Here is a 20,679-nt window from a genome sequence, read left to right as displayed (position 1 = left end):
TCGTACCCCCTGTCCAATCCCGTGTGCGGGAACAATGCTCTGCCGGCCTGGCTCGGCATGACTGCTATCCGAGAACCGGCTGGCTGCGCCACCGACCCAGATGCGGCGCTCTTTGCAAGCCAGTGCCTCTATTTAGCGTCATGGCAGCGCGCTCCGACAGTAGGCGAACGGCTGGGAAACGGTCATCCATCGGGAGGTTGGACGGAAAGGCGAGAGTGAAGCGGGCGCTGACAAAGGCACCATGCGCCCGCGGCGGCTGCGATGTCTGCCGCCGCCGCGCGAGGCGAGGCGGCCCCGCGGCTGGAAGCAGTTCCGGGCTAGTCAGCCACGGCAGGCACGCAAGGCTGGATACATGGCATGCCCTCCGCTGTCGGCATGAGATGCGGGCTATCGTGCAAAAGGCGGATGCACCGGGTTGCCGCCGGCGCCGGATCAAACCGGTTCTGTGCCGCGCGCCAGAGGCGGCACGCAGGCCACCGGTTGCCCGCCGCAGGCTCGATCAGCCGGCTCATGGCGTGAACTCGCCGAAATGCGCGGCCAGCAACGGCACACTGGCCAGGTATGAGGCTTCGAGCTGGTCCAGGCAGTCTTCACAAGGGTCCGGCTTGCGGCTGATGACCGCGCGCATCAGGCGGAACTGCATCACCATCGCCTCCGATGCCATGGTGTAGCAGGCTTGCGCCGCCTTCTCAGGCACCTCCTGCCCGTGCATCACCAGCCAGCGCAGGTAGCGCGCCAGCAGCTCGAAATTGGCGCCCAGCTGGCGCAGCACGCCCGACGCGTAGTGGTGAAAGCCCGGCTCGCCGCGCGCCATCAGCCGCTCGAGATGCTGGGGAAACACCGCGCGAAACAGGGTGACGGGGTTCTCGCGCGGACGGTTGCTCAGGTGAAAGCGCAGCAATGCCAGCGAGGCCTCGAGCAGCGTCTCGGCAGCGTGCGGGTGCCCGTTGCGGCGGACCACGTCGGCATGCATGAAGGGGAGCGCCTCGGCACTGCGCACGCCCGGTGCCAGGCGAATGATGGCGGCGTAGTCCTCGCCGGTCGCGGTGTGGTAGCCGTCGGAGTGGTAGTAGCCGACCGCGCCGGCCTCCGGGATCAGCACATCGATGGCAATGCAGGTGGGCGTGCAATGGCGCAGGTAGCCGGCGCCGCGCGGTGGCGGCAGCTGGCTGCTGTCCAGCTCCATCACGACGATATGGCCGCGCGAGGTCTGTGCCGCGACGTGCGACTCGAGTGAGTCGTAGAACGCCAGCGCGTGCACGGTGAGGCCGTACAGCCGCTCCAGGTCGGCATCCGGAAAGCGGCACTGCGTGAAGTGGTCGGCCTCGAAGTCCTGCCGCACCGCGCAGGCCAGTGCCGCGACCGGCGGCAGGTCCAGCCCGTGCAGCAGTTCGATCCAAAGGTCGATATGGCAGTTGACGTGCGACCACACCGGATTGCCGCCGCGCAACCCCGGTCCGCCCCGTCCACGCATCCTGGTGTCGCCGTGCACTAGTGACCTCCGCGCCTGCCCTGCCGTTTCATGAGCGGGTACGGACGGCCCATGCCGGGCCCGCGCGCGTGCCTGACGTGCGATACGGCAGGCCGAGCGCTGACACCAGTCATTTCCGTCTCCCCCTGAACCCGAGCCAGATTCTTGCTGCCATTGGCCGTAATGGCGATCTTGGCGCGCGCGGTTCAGGCCAGTCTGTTGGACGGCGCACAAACAGGCAGGCAGTTCAGGGGCACTCAGCCGCAAATATGCGCGCATGGTGCTTCTGGTTGATGGAGGAGGGCGAGCCGATTGGTTATCGTCAAGGAGACGTGTGGGCGGGCAGTATGGCCCGCACGCCTTCAAAGCCCGCATGGTCCCCCGGTCGGCGGGCTTCTTTTTTGGCTCGCCGGCTAGTGTCCTGTTCCGCAAATGCCTTGCCATGAAATCGCCCAGTTGCCCGCCATGCGTCGTTGCTCGTCGTTGCCATGGCTACGGCTATGGCGCCTCCTCGCGCCTAGCCTGACGGCCAACTGGACGATTTCATTTTGGTAAGCGATCTACGGAACAGGACACTAGCTGCGCGATCACGAAGGGAATGGCACAGTGGCACCCGGCGAGGCCGCCGGGTGCCACTGTGCATGATGCTCGCGGGATGCCTGCAGGCTCAGGCTACGAGTGGCGGCGGCACGCGATGCCGATGCTGAGCAATGATCAGCGCCCTCAGGCTTTCCACACGCAGACGCGCTTCGCGCTCGCCGGCCGCGCGGGCCGCGTCGGCGGCGGCCAGCTCGCAGTCAAACTGACGCCCGTGCAGCTCACCGCGGTAGAGCAGCGGCTCATCGCTGCCCTCATTGGCACCCGCGTGGCACCCATCGTCCAGGCTGGCAGCCAGCCTGATCTCAAAGCAGCACGCCCACTTGCCTCTGCCTTCGCGCACAGCAAAGCCGCGAACGACGAGGAATTCCAGTCCGGCCTCCATATGACCCCCTTACTTCCCCGGGGCGGCCTGCCTGCAAACTGGGCTGGCTTCTGCCTCCGGGCGAATCAAGCATAGGCAATCGGGTGCGATGCGCACTCCTCCGGTGGATGTAGGTCTGCTCGCTCAAAGGAGGGAGGCGGTCGTCCCGTTGGCGCCCGTCAGTGACAGCGCCATGCGCGGAAAGCACTGGCCGCCGGCCCAGACCAGCGCGGTGGCTGCGCAGACCAGTTCGAGCGGAGCCGGCAGCAGGAGACACCCGCTGGCACCGAGCAGCGCGGCATGCAGCATCAGCGTGGCATCGAGGCGATCGGACAGCACCAGCCAGCGCCGTGGCGCCAGGCGTGCCTGCAGCTGGTCCAGCAACGCACGCGGGTCGCCCTCCAGCGCGCTGCAGTCGATCAGCGCAATATCGGCCGGGTCCGGCGACGGCTCCGATGACGAGGCCTGCGTCGATGCGCTCATGGATTCATGCAGCCACTGCGGCGTGCGCCACGTGATCGGCTGCGGCACGTCCAGTGCGTTCAGGCGACGCGCCAGGACACGGCACATCATTTCATTGCTGGCGATGAGGTAGGTCGGCATTGACTCGGTCTGGCAGCGGACCCGGGCCGCAGATGCGCTTGCCACCCGGTCGGGATCCGGGCCGCGGCGCGGCCCGCCTTGCAGGGCATCAGAGCAGCGCCGGCCGCCGGCAAAAGTGTCTGCAGATGCCTTTCATCACAAGGTAGCAAGCCGCCGCCGCCATTGCCTCATGCTTTTGGCCGAGAGCCGCGCGCAATAAGGATGAGGCGCGGCCGGCCCGGAGCGCTCTGGCGCCACGCGCTGATCCGCGCCTGCCCCCCTTGGAACCCCGCGCCGCCACCAGTCATGCAGCCTGGCAGGTGTGGTCGGGCGCCGGCACGCGGGTCACCGGATTGGCGGGCGTGGCGGGCCCGGCCCAGTTGAGCGTGGCACCCTTCTGCAGGGCAACGTAGACGGCTTCGCCTTTGTTGCGCACGTGCAGGCGCTGGTACAGCGTGCAGGCATGCGTCTTCGCGGTGGCCACCGAGATATTCAGCATGCGGCTGACCGTCTTGATGGGATAGCCCCGCGCCAGCAGCGCAAGCACTTCATACTGACGTTCGGTGATGTTCAGCAGGTGCGCGCCGGCCGACGGGGTTTCGTGGTACGTCGCATGCGCCTGGAAATGGCGCTGGGGCGCGGGCACCGCGTGGTCGAGCACGGCTTCGCCGATGCCTGCGCGCAGCGCCACAACCCGGGCCTCGCCCTGCCCTGCGCTGCCTGCCACCGGGGCATGGCCGGCTTCGAGTTCCGGTTGCCAGGCGTGGCTGCCCTGGGCACGCGCCGGGAAACACTCGCCGCCGGCCAGCACCAGCCGCACCGCCGCATCGAGCGCATCCGCGCTGCAGCTCTTGGCCACGCAACCGCGCACCGGGTCAGGCAAGCCCGCATCCGGCAGCGATGGTGCCGCCTGATCGCTCAGGACCAGCACGCGCTGCGGGCGTAGCCGCTGGCACAGGTCCTCCAGCATGGTCCAGCCGCCGGCGTGGTCGGCAGGCAGACCATAGATCAGCAGGTCGGCATCGTACAGCCACAAATCCGAATCGACAGGGGCGAGGGGATCGATATCGATCAGGTCACCAGGAATGTGTGCTTGGGCCAGCAGATGGCGCAGACCCAGGCGCAGGAGGGGGTGAGGCTCGATCAAGAGGATGGTGGCCATGGCCGCTCTCTTATTATTGCGGCAAGTACGGACCCTGCGACAATCCGCGCTTGCTTGTCGGAAATGCTCCGCTATCTTGCGGTTGCAGTTCCATACGATCCGCCATCGCTCCAGACCGCCTTGCAGCCTTCCCGTCTGGCTGCAGGTCCGTCCTTCCCGTGGAGATACCGGATCGCCCCGTTTTGCGTGTTAACACGCTTATGTAGAAACAGTCTTAGATGCGACTGAAGTCTGATCTAAGTATTTATAACTCCTGACCTGCAGCATATGAAACGCGTAGGGCGAATGCAAGGTGATGGTGCGCTGCGGCGGGTTTTCCCCGAGCACTGCCTGACGCCAGCATACGGATCGCACAAGGCCAGCGGGGATGACTTTCCAGTGAAAACACGCATAAAATTATCGGCATTGTATTTCGCTATGCATTTTGGGGCCGATGAATTCTCGCTCGCTTCAAGTGCCTTATAAATCAAGAAGTTAGCCATTCAGCGCATACGTGCCCATGATTCCTGGAATGATGACGGTCAGCCTCACCCGCAGCGAATTTGCGGCGGTGCGCGCCTATGTCCAGGGCATGCCGGCGGCCATGGTGGTGCCCCGCTACCTGGCCGACGAAACCGATGACGACGAAGACGGGGCCGAGTCTTCACTGCGGATCCTGCTTGCCCTGCGCGACCGGATGGTCCAGCTTGCGCACCTGCATGGCCGGGGAGACCTGGCCGAACTGCTGCTGGCCGGCCCCGGCCGCTCCAACCGCGGCATGGACCGCCGGGTGGACGCGCTGGCCGAGCTCGAACGGCTGGGCACGGCGGCGCCGCGCCCCCAGCATGGCGTGGAGTTGTGGTTTGCTCCGGCTTTGGCCCGGCGCCTGCGCAAAGCCGAAATTGTGACGCTTAATACTCTTTTCGCGCTCGCGAACCAACGCGGCGGCGCTTGGTGGCGAGCCGTCCCGCGCATTGGCGCGCTGGCCGGCGCGGCCGTCAACCGCTGGCTCAGCGAGAACCGCGCCGCCTTCCGGGACCCGGACGGCAAGCCGCTGCTGGGCGCGCATATCGGCAACCGCACTTTGGTCGAGCAAGGCGGGCTGGGGCCAGGGATGCGCCAGCCGTTGCCGCTCGAATGGATGACCGCGTCGCCCGCGTTGGACCTTGACGCCAGTTGCCCGTACAGCCAGGGCCTGGACGTGGTCCAGGCCTGGCTGCGCGATGCCGCCGGCGACAGCGGCAGCACGTTTTCGGCCTACCGCAAGGAGGCGGAACGCTTGCTGCTCTGGGCAGCGCTGGAGCGTCGCAAGGGCCTGTCCCAGCTCGATCTGGACGACCGCCGGGCCTACCTGGGCTTCCTGGCACAGCCCGAACCGGCCAGCCGCTGGTGCGGACCGCGCGCACCGCGCCACCTGGCCGCATGGCGTCCGTTCACCGGCCCGCTTAGTCCGGCAAGCGTGCGGCACAGCATGCGGGTGCTGGCCGCCCTCTTCCGCTGGATGCTTGCCAACGGGTACCCCGGCGCAGCGCTCTGGCCAGCGCAGGTCTCGGACGGTACCGAAGCAATGGCGGCAACTGCGGCGGCGCGGCCGGACGCCACGCAGGTTCCCGCAGCCAGCCTGGCCCCCTTCCTGTCATGGCTGGAACGCCGGGGAGGCGACGGCGATGGCCAGCGCTACCGGACGGCCCATGCGGCAATCCTGCTGTTGCGGGAACACCGGCTCAGCCTGGACCGGCTGACCTCGGTCACGCGGCGTTCACTGGCCCCGAAGCAGCCGCCTGTGCGGAGCCGGGAAGACGGTATGGGAAGCGCTGCGCCAGACGGAACGCCTGGCTTTGGCCCGGCCACGCAGCACGCACTGGCCCGGCATTGGCGTGACCGCAATCTCCAGTGGGATGGCGCGGGCACCGAAGACGCCTCGCTGATCGCTCCACCCGCCGCGCCGCCGACCCGGCGCGCGCAGCGCAAGCTGGCGGCATTGCCCCAGGCCGGCTACTCGGTGCGCGGCCTTCACGCCCTGCTGTCCAGCATGCTTGAGCGCTACCGCAAGACCTGTGATCCGGAGTTTGGAGCGCGGTCGCCGCGCGACCTGCTCGCCTGAGCTCTGCGGCGGCAGTACTGCCGCCGCAGCATCATGACTTGCCTGTCCGGCTCAGAGCAGCGTCTTGTCCAGCCCGAAGCGGGCCTTCAGGGCCTCGACCAGCGCCTCGCGGGCACTGCGGTCGCTCAGCTGCACGTCCAGCATCACGCGTCCCGAGTCCCATTCCTTGATGGTGCCCAGCAACTGGCCGCTGTCGGTCCGGATCTTGTATTGCCGGCTGATTTCCTTGACCTTACGCGCCTTGCCCTCCTGCGCATGCTTGCGGATGGCTTCAACCTCGCGGCTCGACAGGCCGTCATTGATGATGCGCGCCGCCAGGTCGCGCGTGCGCTCCTCGCCCGCCAGCTTGCAGTAGAGCGTCAGCTCATAGCCCGCGGCGATGCCGATCGCGCTCGGGCGCTCGCGCATCACGCCCAGCACGGACTCGGGCAGGCGCAGCAGCGCCAGCGTCTTGTTCACGGTGCCGGCCGAGATGCCGGTCAGCTCGCAAATTTCCTCTTCCTTCTGGACCTTGCCCTCGTCCAGCAGCTGGCGCCAGGCGATCGCATTGTCCAGCGCCGACTGGTCCGAGCGTTGCTCGTTGAGCATGAACGACAGCCGGTAGAAGTCCAGGTCGCTCAGGTCGTCTTCGACAAAACATTCCATCTCGAGCTTGCCGGCGGAGGCCAGGGCTCGCTTGCGGTAATGACCGTCGATCAGGATGTAATGGCCGGAGCGCGCCGGGTCGGGCGCGGCCAGGCCGGGTGTCTTCTGGCCGTGCGTGGCGATGGATGCCGCCCGCTCCTGCACCACGGCCGGATCGTAGAGGCGCCGAGCGTTGAGGGGATTGTCGTGCAGTTGCGCCAGCGGGATTCTGATCAGCTGCCGGCCCTTGGCGGCTTCGCCGAGACTTTCAGCGCTGAAAACGGGCGTGCCATCGGCTCCCCTGCCCTGCAGCAAGCCGTTCGGATGCTGGGAAATGGCCGCTTCCGCGCGTGCGAAGCGGTCCAGCGTTTCGTTGCGGTTCTTTTCGGCCGCCATGCCGGCCAGCATGCCAGCCTTAAGGCTCTTCAGTTTGGTAGCCATGCCTAGTGCTCAATCAAAGACAGTATTTCGTCGACCATCATGTCGACCTCCTGCACCGCCTCACGTGCGCCGGCAACGCCATGCACGGTGCAGCCGATCGCCTGGCATTCCCGGAATGCCGAGCGCGACCCAATCATCGAATTCAACAACGGTACGTCGCCGTCGTCGCCAAGGATTTCAATAGCCTGGCGCGCGATCGAGACGCGGCGCTGGACCATATTGGCCATCACGCGGATCAGCAAGGATTCATTCTGGACCTGGGCGTGTTGCGCCAGCGTCTTGGCCGCTACCGCAGCCCACAGATCCGGCGGCGAAGGCACCACCGGGATAATGGCAAGATCGGAAATCAGCAGCGCGCTCGATGGCGCTGCCGAATGCACCGCCGGCGGGCAATCCACGACGATATAGTCATAATCCTGGACGAACTTGCGGACCTCGCGGTGCATGGCGCCGCCCGAGGGCGCCAGGCCGATCACGGAAGCCGGGAAAGGCCGCTCGTCGCTGGCCTGCGCCGCCCATCGGGTGGCGGTGCCTTGCTCGTCCATGTCGACCAGCATCGAGCGGGCGCCGCGCAGGCCGAGCGTGCCGGCAAGGTGCATGCTGACCGTGGTCTTGCCGCAACCGCCTTTCTGGTTAAAGACTGTGATGATTTTGGCTGGCACTGCGACCTCTCTTTCAGCGCTGAAAGCGCGGTTGATTCTTAAGGCGCAACTGTAGCCAAAACCAGGTGATGCTTCAACCGTTTTTCAAATTTACAAAATATATGTTACCGCCACTGGGAGCACCGGCCGCCATTTGGCAGCCGGAATCAGGCCGGACCGTAAAATTGCTTGAAAAGTAGGCCGGAATGTGCCTAAAGTATCTGTAGTGCGCATTACGCCGCACATGACACCGCAATCCAAAGTGGTTATGATGCGCGCTACAGTCGAGTCAAGTCGTGTCAACCTCGTCGGCTTCCGTTCGGTATCTACGAGAACTCAACGTGCTTGAACGGTTGTTTGCGTTGTGTACAAGAACTTGCTTCGAAAAGGAAATTCCTATGGCAACCGGTACGGTCAAGTGGTTCAACGAGACCAAGGGCTTTGGCTTCATTACCCCGGACGACGGTGGTGCAGACCTGTTCGCGCACTTCTCGGAAATCCAGGGCTCGGGCTTCAAGACCCTGAAGGATGGGCAGCGCGTGACGTTTGAAGTCAAGCAAGGTCCGAAGGGCCTGCAGGCTTCGGCAATCAAGCCGGCCTGACCAGCCTCGGCTGACCCGCCCGTTGCGGACCCGTCCGCGGCGGGCAAACCAAAAAAGGCAAGCGTTCAATGCTTGCCTTTTCTGCATTCAGGGGGCGGGCATGGTGGAGGCCTTCCGCTGCTGCCGTCCCGAGAGCGCGCGCAATGGCGGGCGCGGCCCGGGCCGGTAGTCAGGAGATCAGCCCAGCTTGCGTACGCTGGTCCGGGAGGGCTGCAGGATCAGCGCCTTGGACGAATCCGCATCGACCTTGGCACCGGGGTACACCACCAGCACATCCTTCAGGGCTTTGCGGAACAGCGCGCGGAACTTGCGCTCGCTTTCGGTCTCGGTGCCGAACTGCATCTGCAGTGCTTCCCACGGGATTTCCGTGCGGCGCTGGATCGTAAAGAAGCGATAGGTCAGCCACGAATACACGTCCAGCGCGAACGGCGACTGCTTCAGCGCTTTCAGGGCGCGCATGTCCACCGGCACCGGACGGTTGACCAGCTCGTTGAAGAACGGCTCGGACAGCACCACGAAGCTCTCGAACATGGACCCCTGGCCGGGCTGCATCGGGTCCCACCAGGTCGACAGTTGGTCGGCCAGCAGGTAGCCCACCCGGTCGATCGACAGCGGCTCGTGGTTGGGGTTCTGGTTCTGGCTCGGCGTCGACTTGTTCTGCACGATGGCAATGGTGGCCGAGAACAGGCGGATCATCTGCTGTCGCACCAGCGTCATGGTGCCGCGCTTGCCGCCGGTGGCCATCGGAATACCGAGGTTGTACATGAACTCGGACAGCGAATTGCCCAGCGAAATGCGCCGGTCCTCTACCGTGCCGGTGAATTCGCCGCGCTTTTTCTTCGCCATGATCTCCTTGCCGATCCAGGCCAGCATCAGCCGCGGATAGGAGCCATAGGGGTAGCCCAGCGAAACGGTCTCGGACACCAGCTTCTGGCGGCCGTTGGCGGCACGCTCGGAGCGTTGCTGCGTGAAGTAGCCAGGCTGGATCATCAGCGAGATATTGCCGCTGGTGCGGGTCCATACCGGCGGCGCGCCCTTGGGCGCGCGGTAGGGCAGCGTCACCTGAACGCTGGCGCGGCTCAGGAAGCCGACTTCGCCGCTTTGCCAGGCGTCTTCACGCTCCATGGCCTGCGCTTCGTCGAACAGACGCTGGAATTTCTCGGACGGAACCAGGTTGTTCTCGTTGCCGGGAACAATGATGCGGGAGGGTTCGGCGTCCAGGTCGAGGACGCGTCGATCCCCCGTGGTGGCCGGGGAGCGTTTGATGGGCATATTGGCGAGCTTCAGATTACCCGCCTTTGTACTCGAAGCCGCAAAGGTTGTCACGCAGAAACAGGTACGCAAAGCCTTTGCCCTGCTCGCCTGTTTTCTGCCAGTTGGGGATCTCACGATTGGTCGCATGGTGGCGGACGGTGGGCAACCCGCCAGGGTTGTCCACGGTTCGCCAGCCATCCACTACCAGTAAACGATACCGATACGGGTTAACTACTTGTAAACCGTATACGTGAAGTTCAGGGCCTTGATTCCTAAGGGAAAAAGCAACTCCACCGAACCCGATTCTGCGGACAAGCGTACTCGATTCTGCGAAATGCCGAACCCATATCTGCGGCGAGCCGAACCTGTATCTGCGGGTGGCGCGAACTGGTTTCTGCGGGGATAACTCGCTGGTTCCACAGCCTTTTCCACAGCGGCTACCCCACAAACCGTACCCGTTTCTGCGAGCGAGCGCCGGGTATACGCAGTTTACGGGTGTTTTGAGTCTTCCTTCCCCAGAAAAGCACCGCCAGGGCCCGGTTATCCACGCAGAAACAGGTTCACTTGCCGATCTGCCGCCGGGCGCTTTGCACGCCATGCGTACCCGATTCTGCGTTCCGAAGCCTGAAACCGTACCTGTTTCTGCGCTGGCCTGAAAAACGACCGCCGTGCTGGCGCAGCGTACCTGTTTCTGCGGCGTACCCATTTCTGCGTCCCGCCTCGGGAGTCTTGTGCGCGGCGAAGCGTACCTGTTTCTGCGTGCCTGCCACCGGACTTCCTCGGCCCAGCGTACCCGTTTCTGCGCAGACTTCTGGGGTTGCGCCAGCGGAATCGCCACCCAGTTTCCATTGTACATGAGCGCTGCACAAAAAGCTAGCGCTTACACTCAATGTATACGTGACAAACTCGCCAAGGTGCGTGCCGTACCCGTTTCTGCGCAGACATGCCATGGTTGCCGCGGCGCGACCTGGTGGCCATCCGCCTCGCATCTTTGGGGGCGTACCCGTTTCTGCGTGCCATGACGTTGTGCACCTGCTCCCGCCGGCGTACCTGTTTCTGCGTTGGGTGCGGGCAGCCTCAGGCCTTCAGGTGGCTAGTGCGTTGCAGCATCCGCCGTACCCGTTTCTGCGTCGTCGGCCCGGTCCCGTTTTGTGGATATGTCGGCGGAATGCGGGAGCAGACAAGCGCTGCCATCGACCGAATCAAATGTGAAAGAAAAATCCAGGCGTACCCGTTTCTGCGTGCCAGAAGGCCTCTGGAAAGGCCACATCCGCCGCAGGGCGTACCTGTTTCTGCGTACGGCGCTGCACAGCGCGAGTTAGCCCGGCAGGCCGACCGTACCCATTTCTGCGACGTCCACGGGCAGCCTTGGACTTCGTGCGGCGCAGCAGGGCGTACCCGATTCTGCGTGGGGCGAGAGGCAGGGTGGTGAGCGGGATGGCGTGCCGCGCAAGGCCAGGAGTGCTGGCTGTCGGCCGCATCGGCGGGCGGGAGCAAGAGCGGGGCGCCGGCCGGCGATCGGGGCAGGCGGGAGCGGGGCGGGCCGGGGTGTGATGAAGGTGGCGCAGGTAGCGCCGCCAGTGGCGCTACCTGCGTCTGAAAACAAAAAACCCCGCCATCGGGCGGGGTTCTATGCTGTTCGGCGCGCACGGGGCGCGCCGGCAGTCAACGCTTACAGCGGGGTGATGTTCGCGGCCTGCAGGCCCTTCGGGCCATTCTTGACTTCGAACTGCACGCGCTGGTTTTCCTGCAGCGACTTGAAGCCGTCGGCGCGGATTTCCGAGAAATGGGCGAAGAGGTCGTCACCACCCGCGTCCGGCTTGATGAAGCCGAAGCCCTTGGCGTCGTTGAACCACTTGACGATACCGGTTTGCATGATTTGCTTTCCAGAAAAAGGACAAAAAACATCGCATGACGAAAACGTCATCCGACACGGGGAACTCAAGGAAAGGACACCATGGACAACCGAAGTACCAGACGGTGGCTAACGAATGAACTGTTGCCTCGTCGCTTGAATCTAGGCGGCTTTATACGGGGGATTGCCGCAAGCGTCAAGCTGGGGACGCCCCGGAATGCGCCGGTTGCGGCGCTGGCTTCCGCGGTGTGCGCTGTGGGATCATCACGCCTTTTGCATATCGCTTATTCGCCTGTGCCATGGCGAAGCGGGGCTGACCTGCACCAGAGTACGCCTGCCGCACAGCGGGGCGTCGCAGGCTGCGTCAGGCCGAAGCCAGCCACCGGCGGCCGCGCCGTCCTTGTCGCTGCGCACACGATAACGATATCAGGAGACCAGTCATGTCGATGCCGGAACCCGCTTCCAAGCCGGGCACGTCAACCGCCAATCCGCCGCACGGCCAGCCCCAGGCCGCGCCTTCGCTGATCGAGCGCCTGTTCAGGCTGCGCGAACACCAGACCGATGTGCGCACCGAGATTCTCGCCGGCGTCACCACCTTCCTGACGATGGCGTACATCATCTTCGTCAACCCGTCGATCCTGGGCGATGCGGGCATGCCGAAAGACGCGGTGTTCGTCGCCACGTGCCTGGCCGCGGCGATCGGCACGCTGATCATGGGTTTCTACGCGAACTACCCGATCGCGATGGCGCCGGGCATGGGCCTGAACGCGTACTTTGCCTATACGGTGGTGAAGGGCATGGGCTTTGCGTGGGAGGCGGCGCTCGGCGCGGTCTTTATCTCCGGCTGCCTGTTCCTGCTGGTGACGCTGTTCCGCGTGCGCGAGTTGATCGTCAACGGCATTCCGCATTCGATCCGCGTGGCGATCACCGCGGGCATCGGCCTGTTCCTGGCGATTGTCGCGCTGAAGAACGCCGGCATCGTCACCGCCAGCCCGGCCACGCTGGTGACCATCGGCGATCTGCACCAGCCTTCGGCGGTGCTGGCGATCATCGGCTTCTTCGTGATCGTGGCACTGGACCACCTGCGGGTGAAGGGCGCGATCCTGATCGGCATCCTGCTGACCACGCTGCTGAGCTTTGCGTTTGCCGGCAACACCTTCCACGGCGTGTTCTCCGCGCCGCCGGCGCTCAGCCCGACGCTGTTCAAGCTCGATATCTCCGCCGCGCTGTCGATCGGCATCATCAACGTGGTGCTGGTGTTCTTCCTGGTGGAACTGTTCGACGCCACCGGCACGCTGATGGGCGTGGCCAACCGCGCGGGCCTGCTCAAGGCCGGGAAAATGGACCGGCTGAACAAGGCGTTGATGTCCGACAGCACCGCGATCATGGCGGGCTCGTTCCTCGGTACGTCTTCCACCACGGCGTATATCGAAAGCGCGTCCGGCGTGCAGGCGGGCGGGCGCACCGGACTGACGGCGGTGACGGTGGCCGTGCTGTTTCTCGCGGCGTTGTTCATCGCGCCGCTGGCCGGCACGGTGCCGGCCTATGCCACTGCGCCGGCGTTGCTGTATGTGTCCTGCCTGATGTTGCGCGAGCTGCTGGAGGTCGACTGGAATGACGTCACCGAAGTCGTGCCCGCGGTGATGACCGCGCTTGGCATGCCGTTCACGTACTCGGTCGCCAACGGCGTTGCGTTCGGCTTTATCAGCTACGCGGCGCTCAAGCTGCTGACTGGCCGCGCCCGCAGCGTGCCCGTGATGGTGTGGATCATCGCGGCGGTGTTCATCTTCAAGTTCTACTACCTGCCAGGGCATTGAGCGTGCCAGCCGGCATGGGATGAAAAAAGGGCGGCCAGGGCCGCCTTTTTTCATGGTGCGCCGCTGTCATGATATTGCCATCGTGATGCTGGGCGGTGCCGCAGCGCCGTCCCGCATTCGCCAGCCGTACCCGTTTCTGCGTGCCGCGCAGGCGGGCCCACAGGCCGGGCGTACCTGTTTCTGCGTGACAGTCCGCCACGCCCTCGCGGCATGGGGCGCGGCTTGCCATTCCCCGCGGAGACGGGGCCGTTATCACCCGTTCGGGGGTGTGAAAGCGTACCCGTTTCTGCGTAGCATATGTGCTAACGTTGGCCGCCGGGAATGTGCCGGAAAAGTGTGTATTCGCAGGCCAGCGGGTAGTGTGCGCGCGGCCTCATACCAAAGTATGAGATTGGCTGTAAGCCACCCACGCGGGGCTGGACAAAGTGCCCCAAATGCACTGAACTATAGACGTGGCAAAGAGGGGCGCGGCAAGGCGCCCCTTCTTGACTCCGGTGCATGCGGCAGGATGTCGGAGCCAACCGAGAGCGCTTGAGCGCCGTTCGCCAGTCGGGGGACATTTCGGACCAGACCGTCAACAAGGCGGCATAGCCACCATCCGGGAGCGTGCGGGAAACACGCGCGCCACGCAGACAAAAAACTAGCTCAAAGACTGACAAGTGGTAACCGCAGACGTGTAGTGCCGGGGGATGTTGTTCAACGGGGATTATCATGACCGCAGGAGAGATCCGGCGACCCGCCATCGGGCCTGTTAGGGAGACTAATAACCGCTCCATCCGATCCATCCATCATGCCTGGGCTGCCGTGGGGGAAGCCACAGGCGAAGCGCCCAGCAAGCGGGCAGTCCAAGAGGGCGCGACGGCCGACGTGGCCGCCCTGCTTGCCGAAGACAGCGAACTCAGCGACAGCGCGCGCGCGGCCGTGGCCAACCTGTTGCGCCGCCATCGCCTGCTCGAGGGCGAACTGGCACGCCAGCGCACGCTGCTGCAGGAATGGATCCTGAGCCAGCTGACCTACAAGACGCTCTACTACCAATACTCCGGCCAGTCGCCGCAGGCGCCGCGCCTGGAGTTGATGCGTGAAAAGGAGACTGTGCGGCGGCGTATCCGCGATCAGCTCCAGGCAGGTGCGGACTACCTTGCCGCGCCCGATGAGCAACTCCGCAGTCTGTCCAGCTCGTGATACCGACGTCGCGCGCGGGTGCGTGCCCGCAGCCAGTTCAGCCCCACCGTCCGCCGCGGCCCCAGGCCGCGACGGCGGACACGGGTGCCGGAACCAAAAACAAGCCTAACGTCCGGGAGATCGTGATGGACCGACTGTGCAAGGCGTCACGCACTGCACAGATCGTGGTCGTGTCGCGTCATGAAGATTTTGGTTTTGACCCGTCTGGCAGCGCCACGGGATGGGAAATCCGCCGGGTCCAGCAGATTCGCGACCTTGAACGCGTGGTGCGGGCCTGCCCGCCCATGGCCGGCGTGATCGACCTGCAGTCCGACTACAGCGATGCCGAGTTCGCGCAGCTCGAACAGGCACTGCAGTACCTGCACATTACGTGGGTGGCCATCACCTCCGATGAAATGCTGGCGCAGGAGCGCGTGCGCCGGCTGATCCGCGACTACTGCGTCGACTACGTGCGCATGCCGTTCTCGATGCCAGAGTTGCTCTACACGCTCAAGCATGCGCAGGGCATGGCATCGCTGCACGGCGTGCGCCCGCAGGAGACCGCCTCGCGCGGCACCATGATCGGCGAGTGCGCGGCCATGCGGGCGATGTTCCGCTCGCTGGCCAAGGTGGCGCACAACGAGGCACCGGTGTTCATTTCCGGCGAGTCCGGCACCGGCAAGGAACTCGCCGCGCAGGCGATCCACGATGCCTCGAGCCGGCGCAAGGGACCGTTCATCGCCATCAACTGCGGTGCGATTCCGTCGCACCTGGTGCAGTCCGAGCTGTTCGGGTATGAAAAGGGCGCGTTCACCGGCGCCAACCAGCGCAAGATCGGCTGGATCGAGCAGGCGCAGGGCGGCACGCTGTTCCTGGACGAGATCGGCGACCTGCCGCTGGAAAGCCAGGTGGCGCTGCTGCGTTTCCTGCAGCAGGGCATGATCACCCGCCTGGGCGGACACCAGTCGATCCCGCTGAACCTGCGCATCATCTCGGCCACGCACGTGGACCTGGTGGCGGCACAGGCCGACGGGCGCTTCCGTTCCGACCTGTTCCACCGGCTGTGCGTGCTGACGCTGACCATCCCGGCGCTGCGCGAGCGCGGCGAAGACATCCTGCAGCTGGCCAACGCGGTGCTGACCGAGCACGGGCACGAGGCGCACCGGCGCATTCGTGGGTTCTCGGCCTGCGCAACGCAGGCAATGATGCAGTACGCGTGGCCGGGCAACGTGCGCGAACTGATCAACCGCGTGCGCCGCGCCATCGTGATGACCGACAACCGCAAGATCACCGCCGAAGACCTGCAGCTGCATGGCGGGGCGGAACTGCCGCGCAAGACCCTCGACGCGATCCGCGAAGAGGCCGAGCGCGAGGCCATCCGCACCGTGATGGCCAGCCACGGCTTTCACGTGGTGCCGGCCGCGCGCGAACTCAATGTCTCGCGCGTGACGCTGTACCGGGTCATGCACAAGCACAACATTCGCGTGGAGAGCCAGCCGACGGCGGGCGAGTAAACGGTTGGCGGTTGGCGCGGTTGGCGGTTGGCGGGCCTCAGCTGGCGCAGCTTGTCGCTGGCCGGGCGCAATCCCAGGCGCCGCAGGAAAGGGGAACAGGCGACGTCCGCTCGCCGGTTCCGCCTTTCCTCGTGCCCGTCGGCACGTCAGCGCACCACCGCACGGGGCTGGCTGGCCCCGGACCCGCCGCTGGCCGCATCCATCGGCTCGGCGGCAAGGTTCATGCTGAGCTTGCCGCGCGGATGGCGCGGCGGCCCGTTCTCGTCTTGCTGGCGCCACGGCACGATCGCGCCGCGCTCCGGCTTGTCGCGCGCTTGCCGCCCTGGCGTTGGCATGGCGGCACCGGACGATGTGTCCGGGGATAGCTGCAGTTCCCCCCAGGCCCAGCCAAAGCCGCGCACGTAGACATCATTGCTAACCGCCGCGTGGCTGTTGGCGCTGGCTGCTTCGGGGCGGTCGAACCAGGCATAGCTTGCCGCCGCGGCGCTGCTTGAGAACACCGCCAGCACCGTGGCGGCAAGCATTCCGGCTGTCATGGTGGGTGCCTCCCTGTGGAAAAAACGGTGCCCGCCGGGGGACGGAGCACCAAATCCGCGCGGGCACGCTGGCTCGTGTGCCCGCATCATTCTGTTTGCGGCGCTAGCCTGCCGCGAATGCCTGCGTCGCCGATGCTGCCTGCGGTCACGCGCGCCGCTTGCCCGCATGGCGCCGGAAGGCAGTCCTGGCAACCCCCTGCCTTGCCGTCGCTGCGCAGCCCGCGCCTTGTGCGGCTGGCGCGGCGGGCGGAGTGCGCGCACGCGGATGGGGCAACAGCGGCGACGACAGCAGATCCACCACCGATGGCGGTGGACCTGCGAGCCGGTAGGAGCGCCGGCGCGCCGTCATGCGTGATGGCGGATGACGCATGGCTGGGTTTTCTCCTGCATGCAATGACGGGTTCAACGGACACGGACACATGTGCCCCTGTCCAGCCTGAGCGACAAGTGTGCCAAGGGCCGCAAAGGCTTATGCCACGCGGGTTTGCGGCGTGCGGGGCGAGCGCGGGCAGGCTCCGGGGCGCAGTGGCAGACCAATTGGTTTCGCCGCTGCAACGCGCCCTGCGCGCGGCGGCGCGCGTGATGGCCGCGCTGGTGTGGCGCAGGCTGCCCGTTGCGTACGCCGGGTGCGGGATAACGCGCTGCGCCACGCCCGCACGCGCGGCCTTGCAACGCGTTGCACGCCTGAAACCGGTGTTGCAGCGGGCGCGGCCCGACAACACCTGCGCCGGCCGCCGATGGGTCACGCAGAAACGGGTACGCCCTGGTCGATGCTTGCAGTGCCTGTAGCGCCGTCAGCGTGGCTGCCCGGAGGCCGGCGCGCCTGGTGTGTCGGCGGGATTGAGCGTGGCGGGCGCGCCTGGGGTGGCGCTGGCCGCTGTGCCGGAAATGGGCTTGGGGCCCGGCTGGCTGCGTTCGCAGCCAGCGCAGCCCAGCATCCCGATGATCAGTAGCACGGCCGCTGGGCGCGTGCGGAGGTTGCAGGTCACGGTGCCTCCTTGCGCCGGCGCGCGGGCACGGGTTGCGCCGGCAGGTGTGCCTCGTCCTACTGTAGCAGGTTGCCCCGCTGCGCCGGCTTGGGGCAGCGGGCAATGCGCAGTATGATGAACGCACGGGCCCTCGCCGCACAGACCGTGACGCGAAGGCATGCGCAACGCACCCGCGATCCGCCTGGCGCATCGCGCCAGCACCAGGCCGTGACCGACAACACCGAACGCCCGTCCACTTCCGCCGGCAACGCGGCGCCACAGCCCCGCCGGCGCCGCCCGCACTGGCTGCCGGACCGCCATACCGGCACGCGCACCCTGCGCGTGGTCGCCGCCGCCATCAACTCCTGGTTCGCGCATCGGGCGGCCAGCAAGGGGGCGGCGCTCTCCTTTTATATGCTGTTCTCGCTGGCGCCGATCCTGGTGCTGGTGATCTCCATCGCCGGCCTGTTTTTCGGCGCCGAGGCGGCGCGCGGCGAGATTTTCTCGCAGCTTGAAGGCCTGGTGGGCGAGCAGGGCGCCGCGGCCATCCAGGAAATCCTGGCGGCCACGCACCGCGCCGGCGGCAGCGGCATGGCGGCGCTGGTGGCGACGGCCATCCTGTTCGTGGGCGCCACCAGCGCCTTTGCCGAGCTCAAGAGCAGCCTGGACGACATCTGGCATGTGCCAGTGCCCGCGACCGCGGGCTGGCAGCAACTGCTGCGCGCGCGTCTGCTGTCGTTCAGCCTGGTGCTGGTGCTGGCCTTCATGCTGCTGGTGTCGCTGATCGTCAACGCGGCGCTGGCCGTGGTGGAGCGCCTCTGGGGCCAGTTGTGGACGCAGTCGTGGTTCGCGCCGGTGGCTGATGTGATTTCCACCGCCTTTTCCTTTGCCGTGGTGACGGCGCTGTTCGCGGTGATCTTCAAGATGCTGCCCAACGCGCGCATTGCCTGGCGCGACGTCACCATGGGCGCGGTCATCACCGCGTTGCTGTTCTCGGTCGGCAAGCGGCTGATCGGCTTGTACCTGGGCAACAGCGCAGTGGCCTCGTCGTACGGGGCCGCGGGCTCGGTGGTGGCGCTGATGCTGTGGGTGTATTACTCGGCACAGATCTTCTTTTTCGGCGCGGAACTGACGCGCCAGTACGCGTTGCAGTTCGGCAGCCTGCGCGGCAAGCCGGCGGATAAGCTGGCGGAATAACTTGGCGAACCGGGCCGCCACAAACCCGGAGCGGTGCGCAAAACCGGTAAAATAGCGCCCCATTCCCTTCGCGTGCCCGCAGAGCCCGGCCCCGCCATCGCCTGCGGGCGCTGCCGGCCCTGGCCCGGCCGCCCGCCGGGCCATCCAATATTTCCCAGTCAAACTCCGCTGCCGTGAGCTCGCTCGTTTCTGAAATTGCGCGTCGACGCACCTTTGCCATCATCTCCCACCCCGATGCGGGCAAGACCACCCTGACCGAAAAGCTGCTGTGGTTCGGCGGCGCCATCCAGGTCGCGGGCGAAGTGCGCGCGCGCAAGGCCGACCGCCACGCCACCTCGGACTGGATGGAGCTGGAAAAGCAGCGCGGCATCTCGGTGACCTCGTCGGTGATGCAGTTCCCCTACCGCCGGGAGACCGCTAATGGCAAGGCGCAGGAGAATATCGTCAACCTGCTCGACACCCCGGGCCACGAGGACTTCTCTGAAGACACCTACCGCACGCTGACCGCGGTGGACTCCGCGGTGATGGTGATCGACTCGGTCAACGGCGTGGAAGCGCAGACCATCAAGCTGCTCAACGTCTGCCGCCTGCGCGACACGCCAATCCTCACCTTCATCAACAAGCTCGACCGCGAAGGCCGTTCGCCGATCGAGCTGCTCGACGAGATCGAGGAGGTGCTGCAGATCCAGTGCGCGCCGATGACCTGGCCGATCGGCATGGGCAAGGCCTTCCGCGGCGTGTACCACCTGATCGATGACAAGGTGCAGCTGTTCGATCCGCACGGCGAGAAGGGCACGGCCGCGATCCTGGACGGGCTGGACAACCCGGAGCTGGACCGCATCCTGGGCAGCCAGGCCGAAGAGCTGCGCATCGAGATCGAGCTGGTGCGCGGTGCCTCGCACACTTTCGACAAGGATGCGTTCCTCAACGGCAAGCAGACCCCGGTCTACTTTGGTTCGGCCATCAACAACTTCGGCGTGCAGTCGCTGCTGGATGCGCTGTGCGAGCTGTCGCCGCCGCCGCTGGCGCGCAATACGGATTCGCGCGTGGTCGAGCCGCAGGAGCCCAAGTTCACCGGCTTCGTCTTCAAGATCCAGGCCAATATGGATCCGCGCCACCGCGACCGCATCGCTTTCGTGCGCGTGTGCTCGGGCCGTTTCGAGCGCGGCATGAAGCTGCTGCACGTGTCCGCCGGCAAGACCGTGGCGATCAACAACGCCATCACCTTCATGGCGCAGGACCGCAACACGACGGAAGAAGCCTACGCCGGCGACATCATCGGCGTGCCCAACCACGGCACCATCCGTCTGGGCGATGTCTTCACCGAGGGCGAGCCGCTCAAGTTCACCGGCATCCCGTCATTTGCGCCAGAATTCTTCCGCCGCGCGCGCCTGAACAACCCGCTCAAGGTCAAGCAGCTGCAGAAGGGTTTGCAGCAGCTGGCCGAGGAGGGCGCCACGCAGATGTTCCGCCCGCTTGCCTCTAACGACCTGGTGCTGGGCGCGGTCGGTATCCTGCAGTTCGACGTGGTCGCGCACCGGCTCGAGCATGAGTACGGCGTCGATGCCATTTTCGAATCGCATGAATGCGCGACCGCGCGCTGGCTCAAGGGCGCGCCCGCGGAGATCGAGAAGCTGATCGCCAAGGCGGGGCATAACGTGGCGCTGGATGGCGCGGGCGACCATGTGTATCTGGCGCCGAGCATGGTGAACCTGAGGCTGACGCAGGAGCGGTTCCCGGAGCTGCAGTTCCTGGAGACGCGCGAGATCGTCTAACGATCCCATCGCTGAACGTGCAAAACGGCTCGCCT

17 protein-coding genes are annotated in these 20,679 nt (G+C 65.8%); 7 read left to right on the top strand and 10 right to left on the bottom strand.

Annotation, left to right across the window (positions count from 1 at the left end; genetic code table 11):
* Window positions 1-508: 508 nt before the first annotated feature.
* The 4 genes from KB879_RS17830 to KB879_RS17815 form a co-directional block, all read right to left on the bottom strand.
* Window positions 509-1,474 carry a DUF1839 family protein gene (locus KB879_RS17830; protein ID WP_013951733.1) on the bottom strand — a complete coding sequence of 322 codons (966 nt, stop codon included), beginning with the start codon at window positions 1,472-1,474 and terminating at the stop codon, window positions 509-511.
* 664 nt (window positions 1,475-2,138) lie between these two features.
* Window positions 2,139-2,453, bottom strand: a complete 315-nt coding sequence (locus tag KB879_RS17825) for a hypothetical protein (RefSeq protein ID WP_013951732.1) — start codon at window positions 2,451-2,453, stop codon at window positions 2,139-2,141.
* 123 nt (window positions 2,454-2,576) lie between these two features.
* Window positions 2,577-3,035, bottom strand: a complete 459-nt coding sequence (locus tag KB879_RS17820; RefSeq protein WP_013951731.1) for a response regulator transcription factor — start codon at window positions 3,033-3,035, stop codon at window positions 2,577-2,579.
* Between the two features lie 283 nt (window positions 3,036-3,318).
* Complete coding sequence (locus KB879_RS17815) at window positions 3,319-4,176, bottom strand: response regulator transcription factor (RefSeq protein ID WP_013951730.1); 858 nt, start codon at window positions 4,174-4,176, stop codon at window positions 3,319-3,321.
* A gap of 499 nt (window positions 4,177-4,675) precedes the next feature.
* Between KB879_RS17815 and KB879_RS17810 the strand changes: the two genes are divergently transcribed.
* The gene (locus KB879_RS17810; RefSeq protein WP_211979516.1) at window positions 4,676-6,259 is read left to right on the top strand and encodes a phage integrase family protein; all 1,584 of its coding nucleotides are present in this window, start codon (window positions 4,676-4,678) and stop codon (window positions 6,257-6,259) included.
* A 51-nt stretch (window positions 6,260-6,310) separates the two neighbouring features.
* Here the strand turns inward: KB879_RS17810 and KB879_RS17805 are convergent, their stop codons facing one another.
* Both KB879_RS17805 and KB879_RS17800 read right to left on the bottom strand, forming a co-directional pair.
* Window positions 6,311-7,324, bottom strand: a complete 1,014-nt coding sequence (locus tag KB879_RS17805) for a ParB/RepB/Spo0J family partition protein (protein WP_013951728.1) — start codon at window positions 7,322-7,324, stop codon at window positions 6,311-6,313.
* A 2-nt stretch (window positions 7,325-7,326) separates the two neighbouring features.
* Window positions 7,327-7,974, bottom strand: coding sequence for an AAA family ATPase (locus KB879_RS17800; protein ID WP_226797974.1), 648 nt, complete (start codon window positions 7,972-7,974; stop codon window positions 7,327-7,329).
* Window positions 7,975-8,363: 389 nt separating this feature from the next.
* On the opposite strand from KB879_RS17800, the gene KB879_RS17795 reads away from it, so the two are divergent.
* A complete protein-coding gene (locus tag KB879_RS17795) occupies window positions 8,364-8,567 on the top strand; it encodes a cold-shock protein (RefSeq protein ID WP_006159056.1) in 204 nt (67 codons plus the stop codon).
* 177 nt (window positions 8,568-8,744) lie between these two features.
* Here KB879_RS17795 and KB879_RS17790 read toward each other — a convergent pair whose 3' ends face one another.
* Window positions 8,745-9,839 carry a replication protein RepA gene (locus KB879_RS17790; RefSeq protein ID WP_013951727.1) on the bottom strand — a complete coding sequence of 365 codons (1,095 nt, stop codon included), beginning with the start codon at window positions 9,837-9,839 and terminating at the stop codon, window positions 8,745-8,747.
* Between the two features lie 1,654 nt (window positions 9,840-11,493).
* Entirely contained in the window at window positions 11,494-11,697 is a 204-nt protein-coding gene (locus KB879_RS17785) for a cold-shock protein (RefSeq protein ID WP_010811149.1), read from the bottom strand.
* A gap of 419 nt (window positions 11,698-12,116) precedes the next feature.
* Here KB879_RS17785 and KB879_RS17780 point away from each other — a divergent pair, with 419 nt between their 5' ends.
* The 3 genes from KB879_RS17780 to KB879_RS17770 all read left to right on the top strand — a co-directional run bounded on the left by KB879_RS17780 (window position 12,117) and on the right by KB879_RS17770 (window position 16,168).
* The gene (locus tag KB879_RS17780) at window positions 12,117-13,493 is read left to right on the top strand and encodes an NCS2 family permease (protein WP_153954305.1); all 1,377 of its coding nucleotides are present in this window, start codon (window positions 12,117-12,119) and stop codon (window positions 13,491-13,493) included.
* Window positions 13,494-14,204: 711 nt separating this feature from the next.
* Window positions 14,205-14,675: a hypothetical protein gene (locus KB879_RS17775; RefSeq protein WP_211979515.1), complete on the top strand. Its 471-nt coding sequence runs from the start codon at window positions 14,205-14,207 to the stop codon at window positions 14,673-14,675.
* 125 nt (window positions 14,676-14,800) lie between these two features.
* Window positions 14,801-16,168 (top strand): sigma-54 dependent transcriptional regulator, encoded by a 1,368-nt coding sequence (locus KB879_RS17770; protein WP_211979514.1) that lies wholly within the window; start codon window positions 14,801-14,803, stop codon window positions 16,166-16,168.
* A 146-nt stretch (window positions 16,169-16,314) separates the two neighbouring features.
* Here KB879_RS17770 and KB879_RS17765 read toward each other — a convergent pair whose 3' ends face one another.
* Entirely contained in the window at window positions 16,315-16,704 is a 390-nt protein-coding gene (locus KB879_RS17765; protein ID WP_013954096.1) for a hypothetical protein, read from the bottom strand.
* 794 nt (window positions 16,705-17,498) lie between these two features.
* Window positions 17,499-17,693, bottom strand: coding sequence for a hypothetical protein (locus KB879_RS17760; RefSeq protein WP_235205753.1), 195 nt, complete (start codon window positions 17,691-17,693; stop codon window positions 17,499-17,501).
* 102 nt (window positions 17,694-17,795) lie between these two features.
* Here KB879_RS17760 and KB879_RS17755 point away from each other — a divergent pair, with 102 nt between their 5' ends.
* Entirely contained in the window at window positions 17,796-18,869 is a 1,074-nt protein-coding gene (locus tag KB879_RS17755) for a YihY/virulence factor BrkB family protein (protein ID WP_013954094.1), read from the top strand.
* Window positions 18,870-19,042: 173 nt separating this feature from the next.
* Window positions 19,043-20,644: a peptide chain release factor 3 gene (locus KB879_RS17750; protein ID WP_211979513.1), complete on the top strand. Its 1,602-nt coding sequence runs from the start codon at window positions 19,043-19,045 to the stop codon at window positions 20,642-20,644.
* Window positions 20,645-20,679: the final 35 nt, after the last annotated feature.

It is taken from the genome of Cupriavidus sp. KK10 (assembly GCF_018223725.1).
Taxonomy (GTDB): domain Bacteria; phylum Pseudomonadota; class Gammaproteobacteria; order Burkholderiales; family Burkholderiaceae; genus Cupriavidus; species Cupriavidus necator.
This window is presented reverse-complemented; position numbering and strand designations above follow the sequence as displayed.

Coding starts and splice junctions, on each gene's coding strand:
- KB879_RS17815 (WP_013951730.1), bottom strand. CDS start 4,176: ATGGCCACCATCCTCTTGATCGAGCCTCACCCCCTCCTGCGCCTGGGT.
- KB879_RS17830 (WP_013951733.1), bottom strand. CDS start 1,474: ATGCGTGGACGGGGCGGACCGGGGTTGCGCGGCGGCAATCCGGTGTGG.
- KB879_RS17785 (WP_010811149.1), bottom strand. CDS start 11,697: ATGCAAACCGGTATCGTCAAGTGGTTCAACGACGCCAAGGGCTTCGGC.
- KB879_RS17820 (WP_013951731.1), bottom strand. CDS start 3,035: ATGCCGACCTACCTCATCGCCAGCAATGAAATGATGTGCCGTGTCCTG.
- KB879_RS17765 (WP_013954096.1), bottom strand. CDS start 16,704: ATGACAGCCGGAATGCTTGCCGCCACGGTGCTGGCGGTGTTCTCAAGC.
- KB879_RS17795 (WP_006159056.1), top strand. CDS start 8,364: ATGGCAACCGGTACGGTCAAGTGGTTCAACGAGACCAAGGGCTTTGGC.
- KB879_RS17775 (WP_211979515.1), top strand. CDS start 14,205: ATGACCGCAGGAGAGATCCGGCGACCCGCCATCGGGCCTGTTAGGGAG.
- KB879_RS17825 (WP_013951732.1), bottom strand. CDS start 2,453: ATGGAGGCCGGACTGGAATTCCTCGTCGTTCGCGGCTTTGCTGTGCGC.
- KB879_RS17810 (WP_211979516.1), top strand. CDS start 4,676: ATGATTCCTGGAATGATGACGGTCAGCCTCACCCGCAGCGAATTTGCG.
- KB879_RS17805 (WP_013951728.1), bottom strand. CDS start 7,324: ATGGCTACCAAACTGAAGAGCCTTAAGGCTGGCATGCTGGCCGGCATG.
- KB879_RS17790 (WP_013951727.1), bottom strand. CDS start 9,839: ATGCCCATCAAACGCTCCCCGGCCACCACGGGGGATCGACGCGTCCTC.
- KB879_RS17755 (WP_013954094.1), top strand. CDS start 17,796: ATGCGCAGTATGATGAACGCACGGGCCCTCGCCGCACAGACCGTGACG.
- KB879_RS17780 (WP_153954305.1), top strand. CDS start 12,117: ATGTCGATGCCGGAACCCGCTTCCAAGCCGGGCACGTCAACCGCCAAT.
- KB879_RS17770 (WP_211979514.1), top strand. CDS start 14,801: ATGGACCGACTGTGCAAGGCGTCACGCACTGCACAGATCGTGGTCGTG.